Annotated in this window: 16 protein-coding genes, 1 pseudogene and 1 other annotated feature; of the genes and pseudogenes, 2 read left to right on the forward strand and 15 right to left on the reverse strand. The window is 49.7% G+C overall.

Annotated features, from left to right (window positions below; translation table 11 throughout):
* The 4 genes and pseudogenes from AUK29_04300 to AUK29_04315 form a co-directional block, all read right to left on the reverse strand.
* Positions 1–612, reverse strand: a pseudogene (locus AUK29_04300) (hypothetical protein).
* Positions 613–724: 112 nt separating this feature from the next.
* Positions 725–804: a binding site (cyclic di-GMP riboswitch class I), on the reverse strand.
* A 200-nt stretch (positions 805–1,004) separates the two neighbouring features.
* Positions 1,005–2,201, reverse strand: coding sequence for an aspartate aminotransferase (locus AUK29_04305; GenBank protein ID OIP64460.1), 1,197 nt, complete (start codon positions 2,199–2,201; stop codon positions 1,005–1,007).
* 45 nt (positions 2,202–2,246) lie between these two features.
* The gene (locus AUK29_04310; GenBank protein ID OIP64461.1) at positions 2,247–2,744 is read right to left on the reverse strand and encodes a pantetheine-phosphate adenylyltransferase; all 498 of its coding nucleotides are present in this window, start codon (positions 2,742–2,744) and stop codon (positions 2,247–2,249) included.
* On the reverse strand, positions 2,722–3,285 hold the full coding sequence (locus AUK29_04315) for a 16S rRNA (guanine(966)-N(2))-methyltransferase RsmD (GenBank protein OIP64514.1): 564 nt from the start codon (positions 3,283–3,285) through the stop codon (positions 2,722–2,724). Before AUK29_04315 ends, AUK29_04310 begins: the two co-directional genes overlap by 23 nt.
* Before the next feature lie 395 nt (positions 3,286–3,680).
* Between AUK29_04315 and AUK29_04320 the strand changes: the two genes are divergently transcribed.
* On the forward strand, positions 3,681–3,992 hold the full coding sequence (locus tag AUK29_04320) for a hypothetical protein (protein ID OIP64462.1): 312 nt from the start codon (positions 3,681–3,683) through the stop codon (positions 3,990–3,992).
* A 27-nt stretch (positions 3,993–4,019) separates the two neighbouring features.
* Entirely contained in the window at positions 4,020–5,069 is a 1,050-nt protein-coding gene (locus AUK29_04325) for a 23S rRNA (adenine(2503)-C(2))-methyltransferase (protein OIP64515.1), read from the forward strand.
* A gap of 116 nt (positions 5,070–5,185) precedes the next feature.
* Here the strand turns inward: AUK29_04325 and AUK29_04330 are convergent, their stop codons facing one another.
* From AUK29_04330 to AUK29_04380, 11 genes are all read right to left on the reverse strand, one after another.
* Positions 5,186–5,602 carry a hypothetical protein gene (locus tag AUK29_04330; protein ID OIP64463.1) on the reverse strand — a complete coding sequence of 139 codons (417 nt, stop codon included), beginning with the start codon at positions 5,600–5,602 and terminating at the stop codon, positions 5,186–5,188.
* An 18-nt stretch (positions 5,603–5,620) separates the two neighbouring features.
* Positions 5,621–6,010, reverse strand: coding sequence for a hypothetical protein (locus tag AUK29_04335; protein ID OIP64464.1), 390 nt, complete (start codon positions 6,008–6,010; stop codon positions 5,621–5,623).
* 129 nt (positions 6,011–6,139) lie between these two features.
* Positions 6,140–6,727, reverse strand: a complete 588-nt coding sequence (locus AUK29_04340; protein OIP64465.1) for a formylmethanofuran dehydrogenase — start codon at positions 6,725–6,727, stop codon at positions 6,140–6,142.
* Positions 6,728–6,767: 40 nt separating this feature from the next.
* Positions 6,768–7,793: a molybdopterin-binding protein gene (locus AUK29_04345; GenBank protein OIP64466.1), complete on the reverse strand. Its 1,026-nt coding sequence runs from the start codon at positions 7,791–7,793 to the stop codon at positions 6,768–6,770.
* A 112-nt stretch (positions 7,794–7,905) separates the two neighbouring features.
* Entirely contained in the window at positions 7,906–9,066 is a 1,161-nt protein-coding gene (locus tag AUK29_04350) for a hypothetical protein (GenBank protein OIP64467.1), read from the reverse strand.
* Positions 9,067–9,153: 87 nt separating this feature from the next.
* Positions 9,154–11,220: a hypothetical protein gene (locus AUK29_04355; GenBank protein OIP64468.1), complete on the reverse strand. Its 2,067-nt coding sequence runs from the start codon at positions 11,218–11,220 to the stop codon at positions 9,154–9,156.
* Between the two features lie 414 nt (positions 11,221–11,634).
* Complete coding sequence (locus tag AUK29_04360; GenBank protein OIP64469.1) at positions 11,635–11,907, reverse strand: hypothetical protein; 273 nt, start codon at positions 11,905–11,907, stop codon at positions 11,635–11,637.
* Positions 11,908–11,942: 35 nt separating this feature from the next.
* Positions 11,943–12,371 carry a ribosomal-protein-alanine N-acetyltransferase gene (locus tag AUK29_04365; protein OIP64516.1) on the reverse strand — a complete coding sequence of 143 codons (429 nt, stop codon included), beginning with the start codon at positions 12,369–12,371 and terminating at the stop codon, positions 11,943–11,945.
* 41 nt (positions 12,372–12,412) lie between these two features.
* Positions 12,413–13,102, reverse strand: coding sequence for a tRNA (adenosine(37)-N6)-threonylcarbamoyltransferase complex dimerization subunit type 1 TsaB (locus tag AUK29_04370; GenBank protein ID OIP64470.1), 690 nt, complete (start codon positions 13,100–13,102; stop codon positions 12,413–12,415).
* 60 nt (positions 13,103–13,162) lie between these two features.
* Complete coding sequence (locus AUK29_04375; protein ID OIP64471.1) at positions 13,163–13,846, reverse strand: hypothetical protein; 684 nt, start codon at positions 13,844–13,846, stop codon at positions 13,163–13,165.
* 31 nt (positions 13,847–13,877) lie between these two features.
* The gene (locus AUK29_04380) at positions 13,878–14,879 is read right to left on the reverse strand and encodes a hypothetical protein (protein ID OIP64472.1); all 1,002 of its coding nucleotides are present in this window, start codon (positions 14,877–14,879) and stop codon (positions 13,878–13,880) included.
* Between the last annotated feature and the right edge of the window lie 67 nt (positions 14,880–14,946).

Raw genomic sequence — 14,946 nt, forward strand, 5'->3', positions numbered from 1 at the left:
CCCTTCATCCACGAGGGCCACAATCACCGATGAAGACCCGGTTGCTTGATCCCAGGCCTCCGGGGCGTCGATATCCGCGTCCACGGTCCCTCCGTTATCCCCTGTGTTCTGGAGGCCCCACTGGCTCGAAAAGGAAGCATCATTCGGAACGGCTGTGGTATGAACGATGAAGTTGGGTTCGCTGAACTTCACTTCAGGAATCCCTTTTAACATCTTTACCGCATCTTCCACCTTGAGGGTATCAGGAATCTTGACCCGGCAGAGATTTGCCGCATTCAGAACCTCCGCCACATACATACCGGATCCGTTCAGAAGACCCGCGATCTTGTCTCTCCCTATCTGCTGAGAAAACTGGACCAGGATTTCATGATCCACATACGGTTTATCTTTGGATGGATCTGTCAGCCCGTTCTGGCCCCGTGCCGTGACCCGCTTCCCATCCTCTGCAGACGAATAGGATACGTCCCTGGCCGCCTCTGAATCCATGGCTTGGCCGGGGAGAGGGGGTCCCGCAATCATCGGTCCCTTGATCACCGGTTCATATTTTTGCTTTAACGGCTCACCGAGTACGGTAACAAAAACAAGCAACGCGATGAAAACTAAGAGAAACAATCTAGTATTTTTAATTTTTTTATCCATAAACCCCTCAACAATAAAAAAAGCCGAACCTCTAAAGGCAAAGAAGGTTCGGCTTTCTTAAAAAAATAGCTTTTAAAAACCTAACTTCGGCAGCCCCTCCACCCCGCACTTACGGGGCAGGCAGCTTTGCGCCTCACCCTCGCGGATGATTTGCCTTTTTCGGTTAGTTTCTTTAACTAATTGTTATTTATATCTTTTCTCTTGCTATGACCTCCTGTTATAAGATTCCGGCCAAAATTTCATCTCCGGATTATTTATCGTCATATTTTAAGTAATCATTAATTGAAATATGGAATATTCTTTCGGTACAGTTACATTATATGATCTATGGTCTTGTACGTCAATAAAATTTTTCTATTTTTTTGTCAAATCAGCCGTTTTAAGGCTTCCTCGATACGATTCAGCCCTTTCTGGATCATCTCCATGGATGTGGCATAGGAGAGCCGGATATACGCATCGGCTCCAAACGCACTGCCTGGGACTGCGGCCGCCTGAGCGATATTCAGAAGATAGTCGCAGAGATCCACCGAAGATCGGATGGTCTGCCCCTCATGCCTCCTACCGTAAAAGGCGCTCACCTTGGGGAATACATAAAAAGCTCCCTCCGGATTCAAACAGGAAATCCCTTCCATGGCATTGAGGCGATCCACAATATATTGCCTCCTTTGGTCAAACTCTTTGACCATTTTTTCCACGGTATCCTGCGGACCATTGAGCGCCTCTTCGGCGGCTTTCTGGGCAATAGAGTTGGGGTTGGACGTGCTCTGGCTCTGGATGTCGGACATGGACTTGATCACATCGGAAGGTCCGACCGCCCATCCGATCCTCCATCCGGTCATGGCATGGGACTTGGATACGCCGTTGATAATGATCGTTCTCTTTCTTACCTCCTCACCCAGTTCGGCAATGGAATGGAACTCGAAACCTCCATAGACCAGCTTTTCATATATCTCGTCCGAAATGACGTAGATATCGTGCTCTACAATCACCTCGGCCAGTTCCTTCAGATTCTCCAGGGTGTACCCGCACCCGGTAGGGTTTGAAGGACTGTTGAGGATTAAGGCCTTGGTCTTTTGAGAAAGGCTTCTTCGCAGCAACTCACCGGTCAACCGGAACTTCTCTGCTTCCCGTGTCTCCACGATTCTGGGAACGGCGCCTTGCAGCAGGACCTGATCCGGATAGGAGACCCAGTACGGCGCCGGAATGATCACCTCGTCTCCCGGTTCATACAAGGCCTGGGCTGTATTGTACAGGGCGTGTTTGGCCCCGCAGGAAATCAGGACCTGCGAAGGTTTGTAGTCCAGTCCATTGTCCCTTTTCATTTTCTCACAAACCGCTTTCTTGAGATCCAACGTCCCTGATGCAGGGGTGTATTTGGTAAACCCCGCGTTCAGCGCGCGTACGGCCGCCTCTTTGATGTTATTGGGTGTATCAAAATCCGGTTCTCCGGCTCCGAAACCCACGATATCCACTCCCTGTGCGCGCAGCTCCTTGGCCTTTGCATCGATGGCCAGGGTCACCGAAGGTTTTATGACGCTCACGCGGCTTGCTTTCGACTTCACAGATCCTCCTCCTTATGGATGAAACATGCGGAATGGCTGCTCCCTCTACTGATTTATTTTCTCCTTGAGTTTATTTTCGACCACGACCGGGACCATGTCCTTAAGGCTGCCGCCTAATTTTGCGACTTCTTTGATGATGCTGGAACTCAGATAGGTGTACCTTTCGCTCGGCATTAAAAAAACGGTCTCAAAGTTGGGGTCCATTTTCCGGTTCATCAGGGCCAGTTGAAATTCATACTCGAAATCAGAAACTGCACGCAATCCCCGGATGACCGCCACAGCCTTGTTCTTCCTGACATACTCCACGAGGAGACCCTCGATCACATCGATTTCTATCCTGGAATTCCGCCCAATCACCTCCCGGATCAGATCCACCCGTTCTTCGAGAGTGAAGAAGGGGGATTTATTCAGGCTCGGCGCAACAGCAATGATGATCCGATCAAAGATACGCAAACCCCGTTCGATCAGATCCACATGTCCGTTTGTAATGGGATCAAAAGTCCCCGGATAGACGGCAATCTTATTTTTCAATTTCCTCTCCATAGAATGAAAAGACCGTATCTTTGACCCGCTTGGCTCTCAACAGACGGAGTTTTCCGAAGCACTCGGGAAGGGGCCGCCGCCGGTCGTGCTCCGCAATCACCAGGCCATCCTTTCTCAGCATTCCCTGCTCTCCGATCACCTCAATCAGCGCATAGGCCGAGTGATCACGATAGGGCGGATCTAAAAAGATCAGGTCAAAGGTCTCTTGATCCATGGATGAACGGCGTAACCAAGCTTTGCAGTCCTTTCCATGAACCGACACCTTATTCCCGAAACCGCACAGCGCCGTATTCTCCTTCAGAATTTTCAGGGCATCCGATCCGGATTCGATCATGATGACCTCTCCGGCGCCCCTGCTGGCCGCCTCAAGCCCTATGCTCCCTGTCCCGGAAAAAAGATCCAGGAATCTGCACCCGGGGACCCGGTCGCGAAGCATATCAAAAAGGGTTTGCTTGGCCCGGTCCGAGGTCGGCCTGACCGTATTCCCCTTCAGGGCGCTAAGCTTCCTCCCCTTACAGTATCCGGAGATAATCCTGACCACCTGCCCCCCGGTATGAATCCTATGGCTGGCGCCTTCCACCTGCGCCAAGATACCCAAAAGATTCCTGAATATCAATGAAAAATTTTATTGTCTTCAAAGAGAGGGATCCATAAATTCGTGTCTTCTGATTCATACTGTAAATGCCTTCGCTTCGTATCAAAAGAGCGGATGATGACACTGTATCCTGGAACCGTTTCGACAATATCACCACAAATATAAAAATAATTTCATTTTAATCACATATTGTTATAAGTTTTACTTAATGTTATACATTATATAATCTAAAAACCAAACCCCATAAAGATGAAAACCTGATATAAAGAGGTTGTCTTCCGGAGGCAAGACCGCTATAATATTCCTGCAAATAAAATAAAACGGATGACAAGGAATCAGCCATGGGAAACGAAAAAAGAATCAAGATCATCTGCCCCGAATGTCAGAGTGAGATCATCGTGGATTCACTCTCCTTTAAAATTCTTTATCACGAACCCAAAAATGACGATGAAGGCTCCCCAAAGAAAAAATCCATTCAGGAGCTTTTAAAGGAGATGGCGGAACAGCGGGAAAAAACCGCCGCCCGTTTTGAGGAAGAAAAAGAGGCCTTGAAACACCGGAGCGAATACCTTGAAAATAAATTTGAAGAGATCAAGAAACATGTGGATACCAACGATAAAACACCGCCTCCCCACCCTTTTGATTACGATTGATTCATCTTTCAGATCCATACACGCATGATGACCGGAAATGAAAAAATCGATCTCATAGGAATCGGCCGCGAAGAACTATGCCGCATGCTTTCCGATTTCGGGATGAAACCCTTTCGCGGGAAACAGCTTTTTCAATGGATCCATAAGAACGGCGAGACCTCCTTTGACAGGATGACCGATTTCTCCAAGAGGGACCGGGAAATCCTTAATCAAAGGACCCGGATCCTCCTCCCTGCGCTCACCGAACAGATGCATGCATCTGACGGCACGGAAAAATTTCTTTACCGGCTCGCAGACGGACACACCATAGAAGGCGTGTTGATCCCGGACAGAAAGAGATTGACGTTGTGCGTCTCCACTCAGGCGGGGTGCGCCATGGGATGCGCTTTCTGTCTCACCGGGCAGGGAGGCCTGGTTCGTCATCTGACCGCCTCCGAAATTGTTGGACAGGTCCTTCTGGTAAGAAAAATACTCCAGGAAAAACAGCGCTTGACCCATATTGTGCTCATGGGCATGGGTGAGCCGCTGGCCAATTACGAAAATACCATACAGGCCGTGAGGATCCTGCTTGACCCCATGGGCGCTGATTTTTCAAAGAGAAAGATCACCCTTTCAACCTGCGGGTTGATTCCGGGCATCAAGCGTCTCGCAGCAGAAAAGCTGGGGATCCATCTGGCCGTGTCTCTCAATGCATCCGACTCTTTGAGCAGAGGCCGGATCATGCCGGTCAACCGGACCTATCCCATGGAAGAGCTGCTCGACGTTCTCCGGAACTACCCCCTTCCTGTCCGAAACAGGATCACCTTTGAGTATGTCCTGATTCACGGAATCAATGATTCCCTGGACGATGCAACAAGGCTGACGCGGATTCTTCGCGGCATCCGATGCAAGATCAACCTTATTCCCTACAACCCGGTTCAGGGTTTGGATTTTGCTTCCCCGCCAAAAAGACGGATAGAGGCCTTTCAGGATATCCTGCAGCAGAACCGATATACGGCCGTAATCAGAGAGAGCAGAGGACGGGAGATCTCAGCCGCCTGCGGGCAGCTCAGGGAAAGGGAAAGAGCAGGCCTCTGAATACGATGAAGGCCATCAACTTGATTTTAAAAAAAAGACCTCCCGTATGATAGATCCATACGGGAGGTCTTTGCAAGACTTGATCCTGCTTACCTTGCCGGAACGAACATGCCTGTTTATGACCTCTTCTTTTTCAACTCCTCGTCAATCATTGCCTTGAAACCCTCCAGGGAACGATTGGTCAGAATTCGTCCGTTGATGAAGATGGTCGGCGTCCCTCTGACCCCGGCCCGGCCGGCATCGGATACATCTTTATCGATGGCGTTTTTATGTTTTGGATCTTTAAGACTCTTTTGGAAGGAGTCCATATTCAAACCGAGTTCCCCTGCCATGTCGAGGAGCTTCTGATCCGACAGGGCGCTATAATTATTAAAGATCTTTTCTTCATACTCCCAATATTTTCCTTGCTCATTCGCGGCCAAGGCAGCGACAGCCGCCTGCCGGGAGAATGCATGCGTGGGGATGGGATAGATCTTGCTCACCAGCTTGACTTGTTTGGGATATTGCCCCAGCACCTGCCGGAGTAGCGGCAAAAGCCGCGCACAGTAGGGTCACTGGAAGTCTTCGAAGACGGCGATCACCACCGGCGCATCGGCCGGACCTTTAAAGGGAGACCCTTTGACATCGATCGGCTGGATGAAACTGACATTGATGACGGAAAGGGTCTTGGCCTTTTCATTGGTTACAAAGAGCTGGTCACCCCGTGGAGACACGGCGATTCGGCCGATGTCCTTGTCCACGGGGATCCGGCCCTCTATCTTTTTCGTCGCCTGGGATTGAACCAGCACTTCTCCGGATGTCAGGATGAAAACCCATTGGCCGTCCGGCGTGGAGGCAATGTCGATCGGGTTTTGATCCAGATTCAACGTGGATATTTTGCTCCATTCCACTTCCGCCTGAACGGAAAGGGGCAGAAAGCAAACCAAGACAAAAAACAGCATGGAAAGTAGAACTAAACCCCTTTTTCTTTTTCCCATAGTCCGCCTCCCGTGTAAGAAATTTTTTATAACCTATCTTAGTACAGTCATTTGAGTCAAGGAAATAATTTCTGCAACACCGCACACATCATCTTATCGGACCCTCTCGAAGTATCCGCCGAAGGCGCAGGGGCGGCAAAGGATTTTGCCGTGGACCTGGACATCCCGCATGTCCTGAACCCAGTCGCCGCATTGATCACAGCGCACGCGTCTGACCGGACGGCCCGGCCTGTCCTGAACGGGAATATGGACCCGCACTTCTCGTATTTCAAAAAGTTCATCCTCGGGCATGACCTTATACGCCTCCCTCTGCTGGTCGTATTTCTCCTGGATACCGGGCGCGTATTTCCGCGCAAGCTCCCGTGATGATTCCCTGGCGCGGACCCTGACCGCCCTTCCGGTCTCCAGGTTGACGAAGGTGGCGGCCATGATCCCGTAATCCATGATCTTCACTGTCCGTTTCCCCACGCGGCATCCGGTAACCGACATAATGGCATCCGAGGCGCATCGGTCCATTTCCACGTAGACGATGATCTTCTTACGTTCCGCTTTGGATTTCGGATCCTCGATCCCGATCTCACGGCAGCCGGTGACGGCCATCCTGGTCCCGATGACCTGTCCAGGGCACTCCTCGCCGTGAAAAGCCACCGATTCCTTCAAACATTCTTCCAGGGTTTTCATTCCGATCCATTCTCCTTGATCCCTTTTCGTGTTCACGATCCTATTGACCAAAAGGACAGACTGGAAAGCGGCAGGTCTCGCAGTTCAGACAGAGCCCGCCGTGGCCCAGGGCTGCAAGGGCCTCCCGTCCGATCCGTTCTCCGGCCAAAACCCGGGGGAGTATCAGGTCAAAGAGGGTGATATCGTGGAACATCCCGCACGCCGGCACACCGATCACAGGAATATCGCCCATATATGCGACCATGAGCATGGCCCCTGGAAGGACCGAAGAGCCATAAGTGATCTCCTCTGCGCCGGCATCAGCCACAGCAAGACGCGTCACATCGTCCGGATCAACGGACATCCCTCCTGTGGTCACGATGAGATCCGCCCCTTTTCCTATCAGATCCCGTATATGCCCGGCGATGACTTTCCTTTCATCCGGGGCGTAACGAACATCTACGATACTGGATCCGATCTCCTCCACCTTTTTTTGTATCACGGGTCTGAACCGGTCCTTGATCCTCCCGTGGTAGACCTCGTTTCCCGTGATCACCACTCCAACGCCGGCTTTCCGAAGCGGGAGGAGATGGAGGACACCCCCTGCTTCTTTGCAGACGGCAACGGCCTTTTCGATAATCTTCTTATGAATCACCAGCGGAATGGCCCGCGTCCCGGCCAGGATCTCTCCTTTCTTGACATACGTGTTGGTATGACGCGTGGCGCACATCACCTCGCCTATAAGATTGAATCGATAGAGAGCCTGAACATTGACCTTAAGCAGACCCTCATACGCGGCCGTAAGCTCCAGTTTCCCCTCTTTGGGTTCTTTGGAAACCATAATACCCCGGCCGGCCAGCGCCGAGGCCAGCATCACCGCCGCATCATTTTCATGGAGGTCCTCACCGCCGATCTCCAGGACATAAAGATGCTCTTTCCCCAGGTTTTTTAGATGTTCGATATCCGATTCGGTAATGATGTGCCCTTTTTTGAAGGCCCTTCCCTTGAACTGACCCGGGATGATTTCCGTAATGTCATGGGCCAGCACGGTTCCAACGGCATCGTGTACCGGCAATGTCTTCACCATTTCACCCTCCTGCTTGATTCATGGGTTCCCGATCCGTGTTGTGCATGTTTTACATAATGTTTTATCAAGAAACCCTTTAAAATTCAAGGTAAATAATCCCTCCGCCATTCTCCTAAAACAAACCCTTCTTCTGCCTGGAACCCAAACATTGAGGGCAGGTTTCTCCGAGCAGCCCCAGAAAAGGCTCTCCGCAAATCCGGCAGCTCTTAGCAGATACACACATGAGCTCTCTCTCTTTTCCCTGGAGCAGTTCCTGAAGAACCACTTCCTCTTTAAACGAAACGGCCTTTGGAAGGCAGGCCTCCCCGCAAATCCGGCATCCGGTGCATTTTGAGGCATTGAAAAAAATGCGTATTTTTTTCCCCTCTTCATCCGGCTCTCTCCGGATGGCCCCGGTAGGACAGAGGGTCTCACAGACATTACAGCCGATGCAAGCCCCGGAAATCTCAAGGTCGACAACCGGGAAAACCTTAAAAGAGAGCTTCTCTTTTAGGGGTCCTCCCAGCAAAGGGAGCAATTCAAAGAGAAAGGACCGCATGGGATTCTCCCGGTGAGACCACCGGTTGATACCGGGGTCCTCCCCGGAATCAGGAATCAAATCCCTGGCGGCATCCAGGGTTCGCTTACGGAAGAAACTGAAGAGTTCCCTGCGTCCCAATCCTTCTCCGGAAGGTCTACTTTTATCCGAATGATCTTCCTTTAAAAGATCAAAATCCTCCACTTCTTTGATCCGTTCCCCGGAAATCCCAAAACAAGAAAGCAGTTTACGTGTCCTCACGAGAAGCTGTTCATAGTGTTTCATGGATCCGAAAAAGGGACAGGTTTCACACCCGGTTCTTTTGATTAAAACCTCTTTCGCTCCCCAGGCAAAGGGGGCGATCAGATAGGCTTCCGACAGCCCGGCAAGACAGGGAAGGACCATGACCTCCGCACGATTTTTTCTCTCGTGCATGATACAGGTCCATCGCGCAATGGAATCCGATTCCAGTTCTTTCTTGAGCCGTTCACGCCGTTCCATCTCCTTGCGGCCGCTCAACGTGAATACCCCGTTGGGACAAGACGGGATGCATATCTCGCACCCGGAACAGCTCTCTCCGAGGACTACGGATTGACCCAGTATATTCACCGCATCGCAAGGACACGCATTGAGGCATATTTTACAGCCTGAACGTGGATAACGGATCCTCGAACAAAGATGGGATCGAATCCTGATGTCCGATTCCCTGGCCAACTGTCCCAGCATGCGGTTCAAAATCCCGCTCTGAAATACCATGAGTATCCTTCTTTAAAAAGATCCGGACATACGGTGTGATTGTATAACAATTTTTCTTGTGTTGGCAACCGGAAGATTTCCGAAGATTTATTTTTCTTCTTGATTCATCGAACGTTTTTCAGGCTTCCTGAAGAGACTGAGGCGGTTTTTCCCTGAAGCCTTGGCGCGATATAGGGCTTTATCCGCAGCGTCTATCAAGCTCTTGATGTTCCTGGCATCTTCCGGATAGGTAGCCAGACCCGCACTGATGGTAAAATTTCCGATCGGCTGGTCTTCTTCGTAAGGAAAATAAAATTTTTCCACCTCTTTCAGGAGTCTTTCACCAATGACCACGGCCTCGCGTTTGGATGTCTGCGGGAGGACAACCGTAAACTCTTCACCTCCGTATCTTGCTACAAAATCAATATTACGGACCGTCTCCCGTATCACGGCTGCAACACTACGAAGCGCCTCATCGCCGGCCAGATGTCCATGATGATCATTGTACCATTTAAAATCATCCACATCGATCATCATCAGAGAGAGGGGATAACTATGCCGCTGTGCCCTGGCGATCTCCTCCGTGGTCCTCTCAAAGAAATAGCGCCTGTTCAGCAGGTTGGTCAGATGATCCGTAATCAAGACCTGCTCCATCTCCTTGGACCTCTGATAAAGCTGAGTACGCTCCAGGGCTATGGCCACCTGGGAGGCGAATATCCTGACGATTTTGAGATCATCCTCATTGAAAATTTCCCCGGTGATCTTATCCGAGATGTTCAAAACACCGATGGGGCGGTCATTCATGATCAAGGGGATACTGATGAAGGATTTGGTCTTGTATTTCATTTTCTTTTTCCGCTTTACCCTCAAATCCTTTTCAATATCCTCCACCAGGAGCGGTTCCCCTTTCTCGACGACCCTGCCTGCTATGCCCTCTCCCACTTTGATGTGCAGGTTGCGGATGACGTTCTCCGGCATCCCTTTGCAGGCCTTGATGGTCAGTTCCCTGGATGCCTCATCCAGTATCATCAGCGATGCCTGTTCCGCCTTGACGATTTCCGTGGACTTGTTCAGAATCAGATGGAAGAGCTCGTTTAATTCGCGTGTCTCACCCACCTCCGTCGTCAGCATCCCTAGGTTCGTGATATCCAGAATCCGGTTTTTAAGCCTGATTCTGAGCTCCACATTCTGGATGGCCATGGCCGCTTGATCACAAAAGGCATGGATCATCCGGACGTTATTCTCAGAAAGTCCGGTATTCACGATGCAGATCAATCCTCTGACCTTCTGGCCCAGATAGATGGGGAAGAGATAAACCGAATGGACCTTTTCGTTAAATACCGATTTCTCGATCTGAATTCTTTCGCTGGTATACACGGGTTTGTGTTCCTTGAGGATTTGACTGACAAGGCCGTTTTGGATGCCGGGGTTGAAGGATTGGAGTCCCAATTCTTCTGCCCCGCAATAAGACTGGGTGATGAAATGCTTTCCCGATGGATCGAGAAGAACCAGAGAACACCCCGTCAGATCAAAGAGAATAGAGAGTGAATTGAGGATCAGCCCGAAGAGTTCATGACTGTCCATGACCAGGTTGAGATCGTTTCCCAGGTGAAAGAGGCTGAAAAGTTTTGAGAAGTTCCGGCCGAAGTTCTGCGTCTGTCTGTAGGAGTCCGTCAGGGTCTGCCCCACAGAGGTTAAATAAGTTACGGCATTCTGAACCTCCCTAAACTTCCCTATCCTGAGTTCTCCGATCGCCTTGAAGAGTTGATCATGATTCAACCCGCATTCCGCCGCCAAGGCCATATACTTTGAAGAAACCGGCGCATCTGTGCATATCTTCCCACCGAAGATGGCGCCGATCACCTGTTGATCGGCCTTTAAAGGAATCGTGAAACAGAGAAGTCCGGCATAACAGATGAAGGTTACGGGCTCCCCGTCCCGAAGTGAACGGGCAATCCGCAGCCCGCATTGCGATCTGCACCTTTGAAGCCCCTTTCCCGTGCCCCGGATCAGCCGGCACAGGTAACGTTCCTCATATGACCTGCCAAGTACCGCCCCATCGGACCCCACACATTTGATCGTCAAACCTGACAAGCGGGCGAAACCAGCCATAGACCTCTGCCATGAATCCGAAATCAGCAGTTTCCTGAAGTCTTTTTGTTCAGAAGGTTTCATGATATAACCATCCTGTCTTGACAAAACCTAACTCCCCGATTGTTTTATATGCAAAATTCATGCTAAATACCCTATATTACAAAAAAATAGATTATTTTATGAAGACCTTATAACTGATTGTTTTTTCAAAAAATTAACAAAAACTGAAAGTCATTTGTTTCATAACATAAAACTGATTTTATGCTGTTTTATGAAAAGTGGAAAAAATTTACATAAAATAGGCAATCTTTTTCCAAAAATGGAAAACTTTTTCCACTTTTCCTTTTTTTTGCTGATTTCAAAGATAATCGGCCATTTGAACACGTTGACCCATCCAAAAAAAAACCTCACCAATGTGCCCCATCGATGAGGTTACACCCCCGCTTCCGTACATGGAGAAAGATCGCATCGCAGGACCAATCTTCTCACGCGGGTTTATTTCTTTTTATACCGGTCGATAATATACTGCATGTGATCCTTGGCAATCAGCTTCTGTTTTTGCAATTTTTTTCTTTCCAGATCCTCCTCTGAACTCATGAATTTCAACCTTTTCAAGTCCGAAAGCCTGCTTTCAATCTCATGATGCAATCTCGCCCATTTCTTAAAATCTTCATTTTCCGACTTCAACCGATCATATAGACCCTTCTCATTGACCATACTGTTCCTCCATGACCGCAGATGCAAATCAATCAGGTCAGCATGAATCATTCATACCATAATTTTTTGAATAACTCAAGAAAAGCTCATTCGGATTTCAGAGAGAATTTCATGACCAAGGCGTCTTCTTTGGTGTCGGCGTAGTATTTTTTTCTGACGCCGATTAATTGAAAGTTCGATTTTTTATAAAGGGTGATGGCTGCATGATTTCTCTCCCTGACTTCAAGAAAAATATGCCTCCCTTTCATTTTCTCAACCCTTTGGATAAGAACTTTCAATAATGCAGCGCCCACTCCCCGCCGGCGATGTGAAGGCGCCACACAGAGGTTAGTGATAAAGGCCTCGTCCAAGATGACAAAAGACGTGAGATATCCGACTAAATCCCCTTCATATCTGCAGACGAGGTTGATCCCACGGCTGTCTCGAACGGCGCTCACGAAAGATTCTCTGCTCCACGGAGTGAGAAAGGCAGACCTTTCCATTCCGAGGATCCACTCGATATCCTTCTCGCACATATCGTGAATACGGCCGTACCCTTCAGAGATAGGCGGCTCCATCATGCGCGATTCCGGTAAAAAATTTCCGCCTCGGGTCTCCTGATATAGTTCGGGACCAGCGATTCATGGCTGACCGTCTGTCCGAGCTTATATTTTTGAACGGCAACCTCGCCGACAGCCGCTGCGGAAAGGAGGTTCGATGATGGAGGGACAAAAGACGCAAAAGAGCGGAGATGTTCTTTGATGATGGATTGGTATTTTACAGCCCCTTCCCCGACAAAGAGCGTGGGCTCCTTGATGCATTCACAAAAGCGGGCCGGAGCAATGACCACCTCAGGAGAAATAAGGTTCATTTCCCCATTGATGGACCTAAATAGTCCCGCATAAACCTCTTTTTTACGCGCATCCAGCATGGCGCATATCGGAAGCCCCACCCCGCCGAAACCATAGGCCAGGCCTAAAAGCGACGAAACCGGGATCAGGGGTTTGTTATCGGCAAAAGCCAACCCTTTCGCCGTGCTGACCGAGACACGAACGCCGGTAAAGGACCCGGGGCCCACCGAAACAGCCACGGCATCGACCTGTTTCATGCTGAAGTCCTGATCAGAGAGGATCCTTTGTATTGCGGGAAGGAGTTTCCGGCTGTGCTTCACCTTGGAGCAGAGACTGTATTCCGAGATGAGCCCCGACTCTCCCATGAGGGCGACACTGCTGACCTCAGTGGATGCTTCAATGGAGAGAATAACCACGGGACCCTTTCTGTGATCTTACGGGGCTCTTTTTTATAAGCCCGGATGCCTGATGATGTTTCATCTTTTCCATTTATGTTTCCTGGAAAAGAGCCTGTATATCGATTGATAAAGGCGCCCTGAACGTTCCATGAAATTACGTTTGAGAAGATTCTGTTTGTCCTCATCGTCCGGATTCCCGTGAACGAAACGGTTTCTTATCTTGGAAAGGGCCTTCAAGTCAATTTCGGAAAACTGTTTGTACAGCCAGTTTCCTAAGGGATTCCAGGTGCCGCCCAGGATCATGGAGGCGCCGAAATCAACCAGATAGGGCCGGTATCCTTTTGAGACCAGGATGTTTTTTTTGTGCTTCAGATCCGAATGGACGACCCCATGGTCATGCATACGCCGTATCAGATCGTCAAGCGCATCAAAAAAAACCCGAGGGATGGGGGCATCCTTGGAAAACTTGGACAGAGGCACGCCATCGATAAATTCGAAGATGAATCCGTCTTTGTCTATGACTTTGTACAATTTCGGGATACCGGAGAGACCGAGAAGCTGCTGGTAGACTTTGCACTCTCGGGAGAGGAGCCACCTTCCGAAAAAAAAACGGTAAAAAAGGTTTCTTTTTGCGATATCCTTCAGAGCGGCGATGCGCCCATCCACGGAGATTTTATAGATATCCCCCTGATTCCCTTCTCCGATCACACTCACCTTGTAGGTTTCAAGGTTCCGGCGGTCTACCTGATCAAATACATCCATGCTGGCTCGACTCCATGGACGAAGTCAACTTTTACCTGAACCTGTTCCAGAATAATCCCCTCTTTTTCTTTTCATGATCTTTCAGCACAAGCGGTTCTTCCGTTCCCGCCGGGTATTCCGCTTTCTCAGTTTTTTGGGATTCAAGTTTGACGTTGATCTGCTCAAGAAGTTTCTGAATCATTTCATCCTTGAATAAAAGCGTATGCAGCTGTTCTTCTATATTCTTGATCTGCTTTTGAATCTCGTGCACGGTTCCTGCAAGGCGATCACCGCCGATTTCCGAGATCTCCTTGTCTTTGAAGGATGGCGTTGATGCCGCCTGCAAATCCCCGGCGGTCTGTTTCTCTGCCGGGTCCGCACGCGGATCATGCTCGGAAATCACCGGCGCCTCGTCTGCCGAGGAAGGTTTTTCCACTTCAGATTCCGATTCCTGAAACTCTTGAATGTCATGTTTCTTTCGGAGGTTCAACATAAGTTCTTTCGTGATCATCTTGAATGTCGGGAGGACCCCCTCTCCCGTCACTGCAACCGAGGCATAAAAGGGGACATGCCGGTGGTTGAGCCTCCGGTTCAGTTCCTCAAGGTCCATGAGATTAGGCAAATCCTGTTTGTTGTACTGCAAAACGAGAGGCATGGTCTCAGGATCCATTCCATTGATGACCAGGTTCTCCTTCATGTTCTCAAGACTCTCCAGGTTTTTCTCCATCATCTCAACCTGCGAGTCGGCCACAAAAACCACGGCATCTGCGCCTTTGAGAACCAGTTTTCTGGTTGCATTGTAATAGACCTGTCCCGGAACCGTATAGAGCTGGAATCGTACCGTAAACCCGCGGATTTTGCCGAGATTGACAGGGAGAAAATCAAAAAAAAGCGTGCGGTCCGTGTCGGTCGCCAGAGAGAGAAGCTTTCCTCTGGTATCGGCGTTCATCTTGCTGTGGATGTACTGAAGATTCGTGGTCTTTCCGCCAAGCCCCGGACCGTAATAGACGATCTTTGCCGTGATCTCCTTATTCCCATAATTAAACAGGACCATTTTCTCCTCCTTCACAACCCATGGAGCTTGCCGTCGGCCGTCTACGGATTTGGTTGATAGATCCTTT

The organism is Nitrospirae bacterium CG2_30_53_67 (assembly GCA_001873285.1).
Taxonomy (GTDB): Bacteria; CG2-30-53-67; CG2-30-53-67; order CG2-30-53-67; family CG2-30-53-67; genus CG2-30-53-67.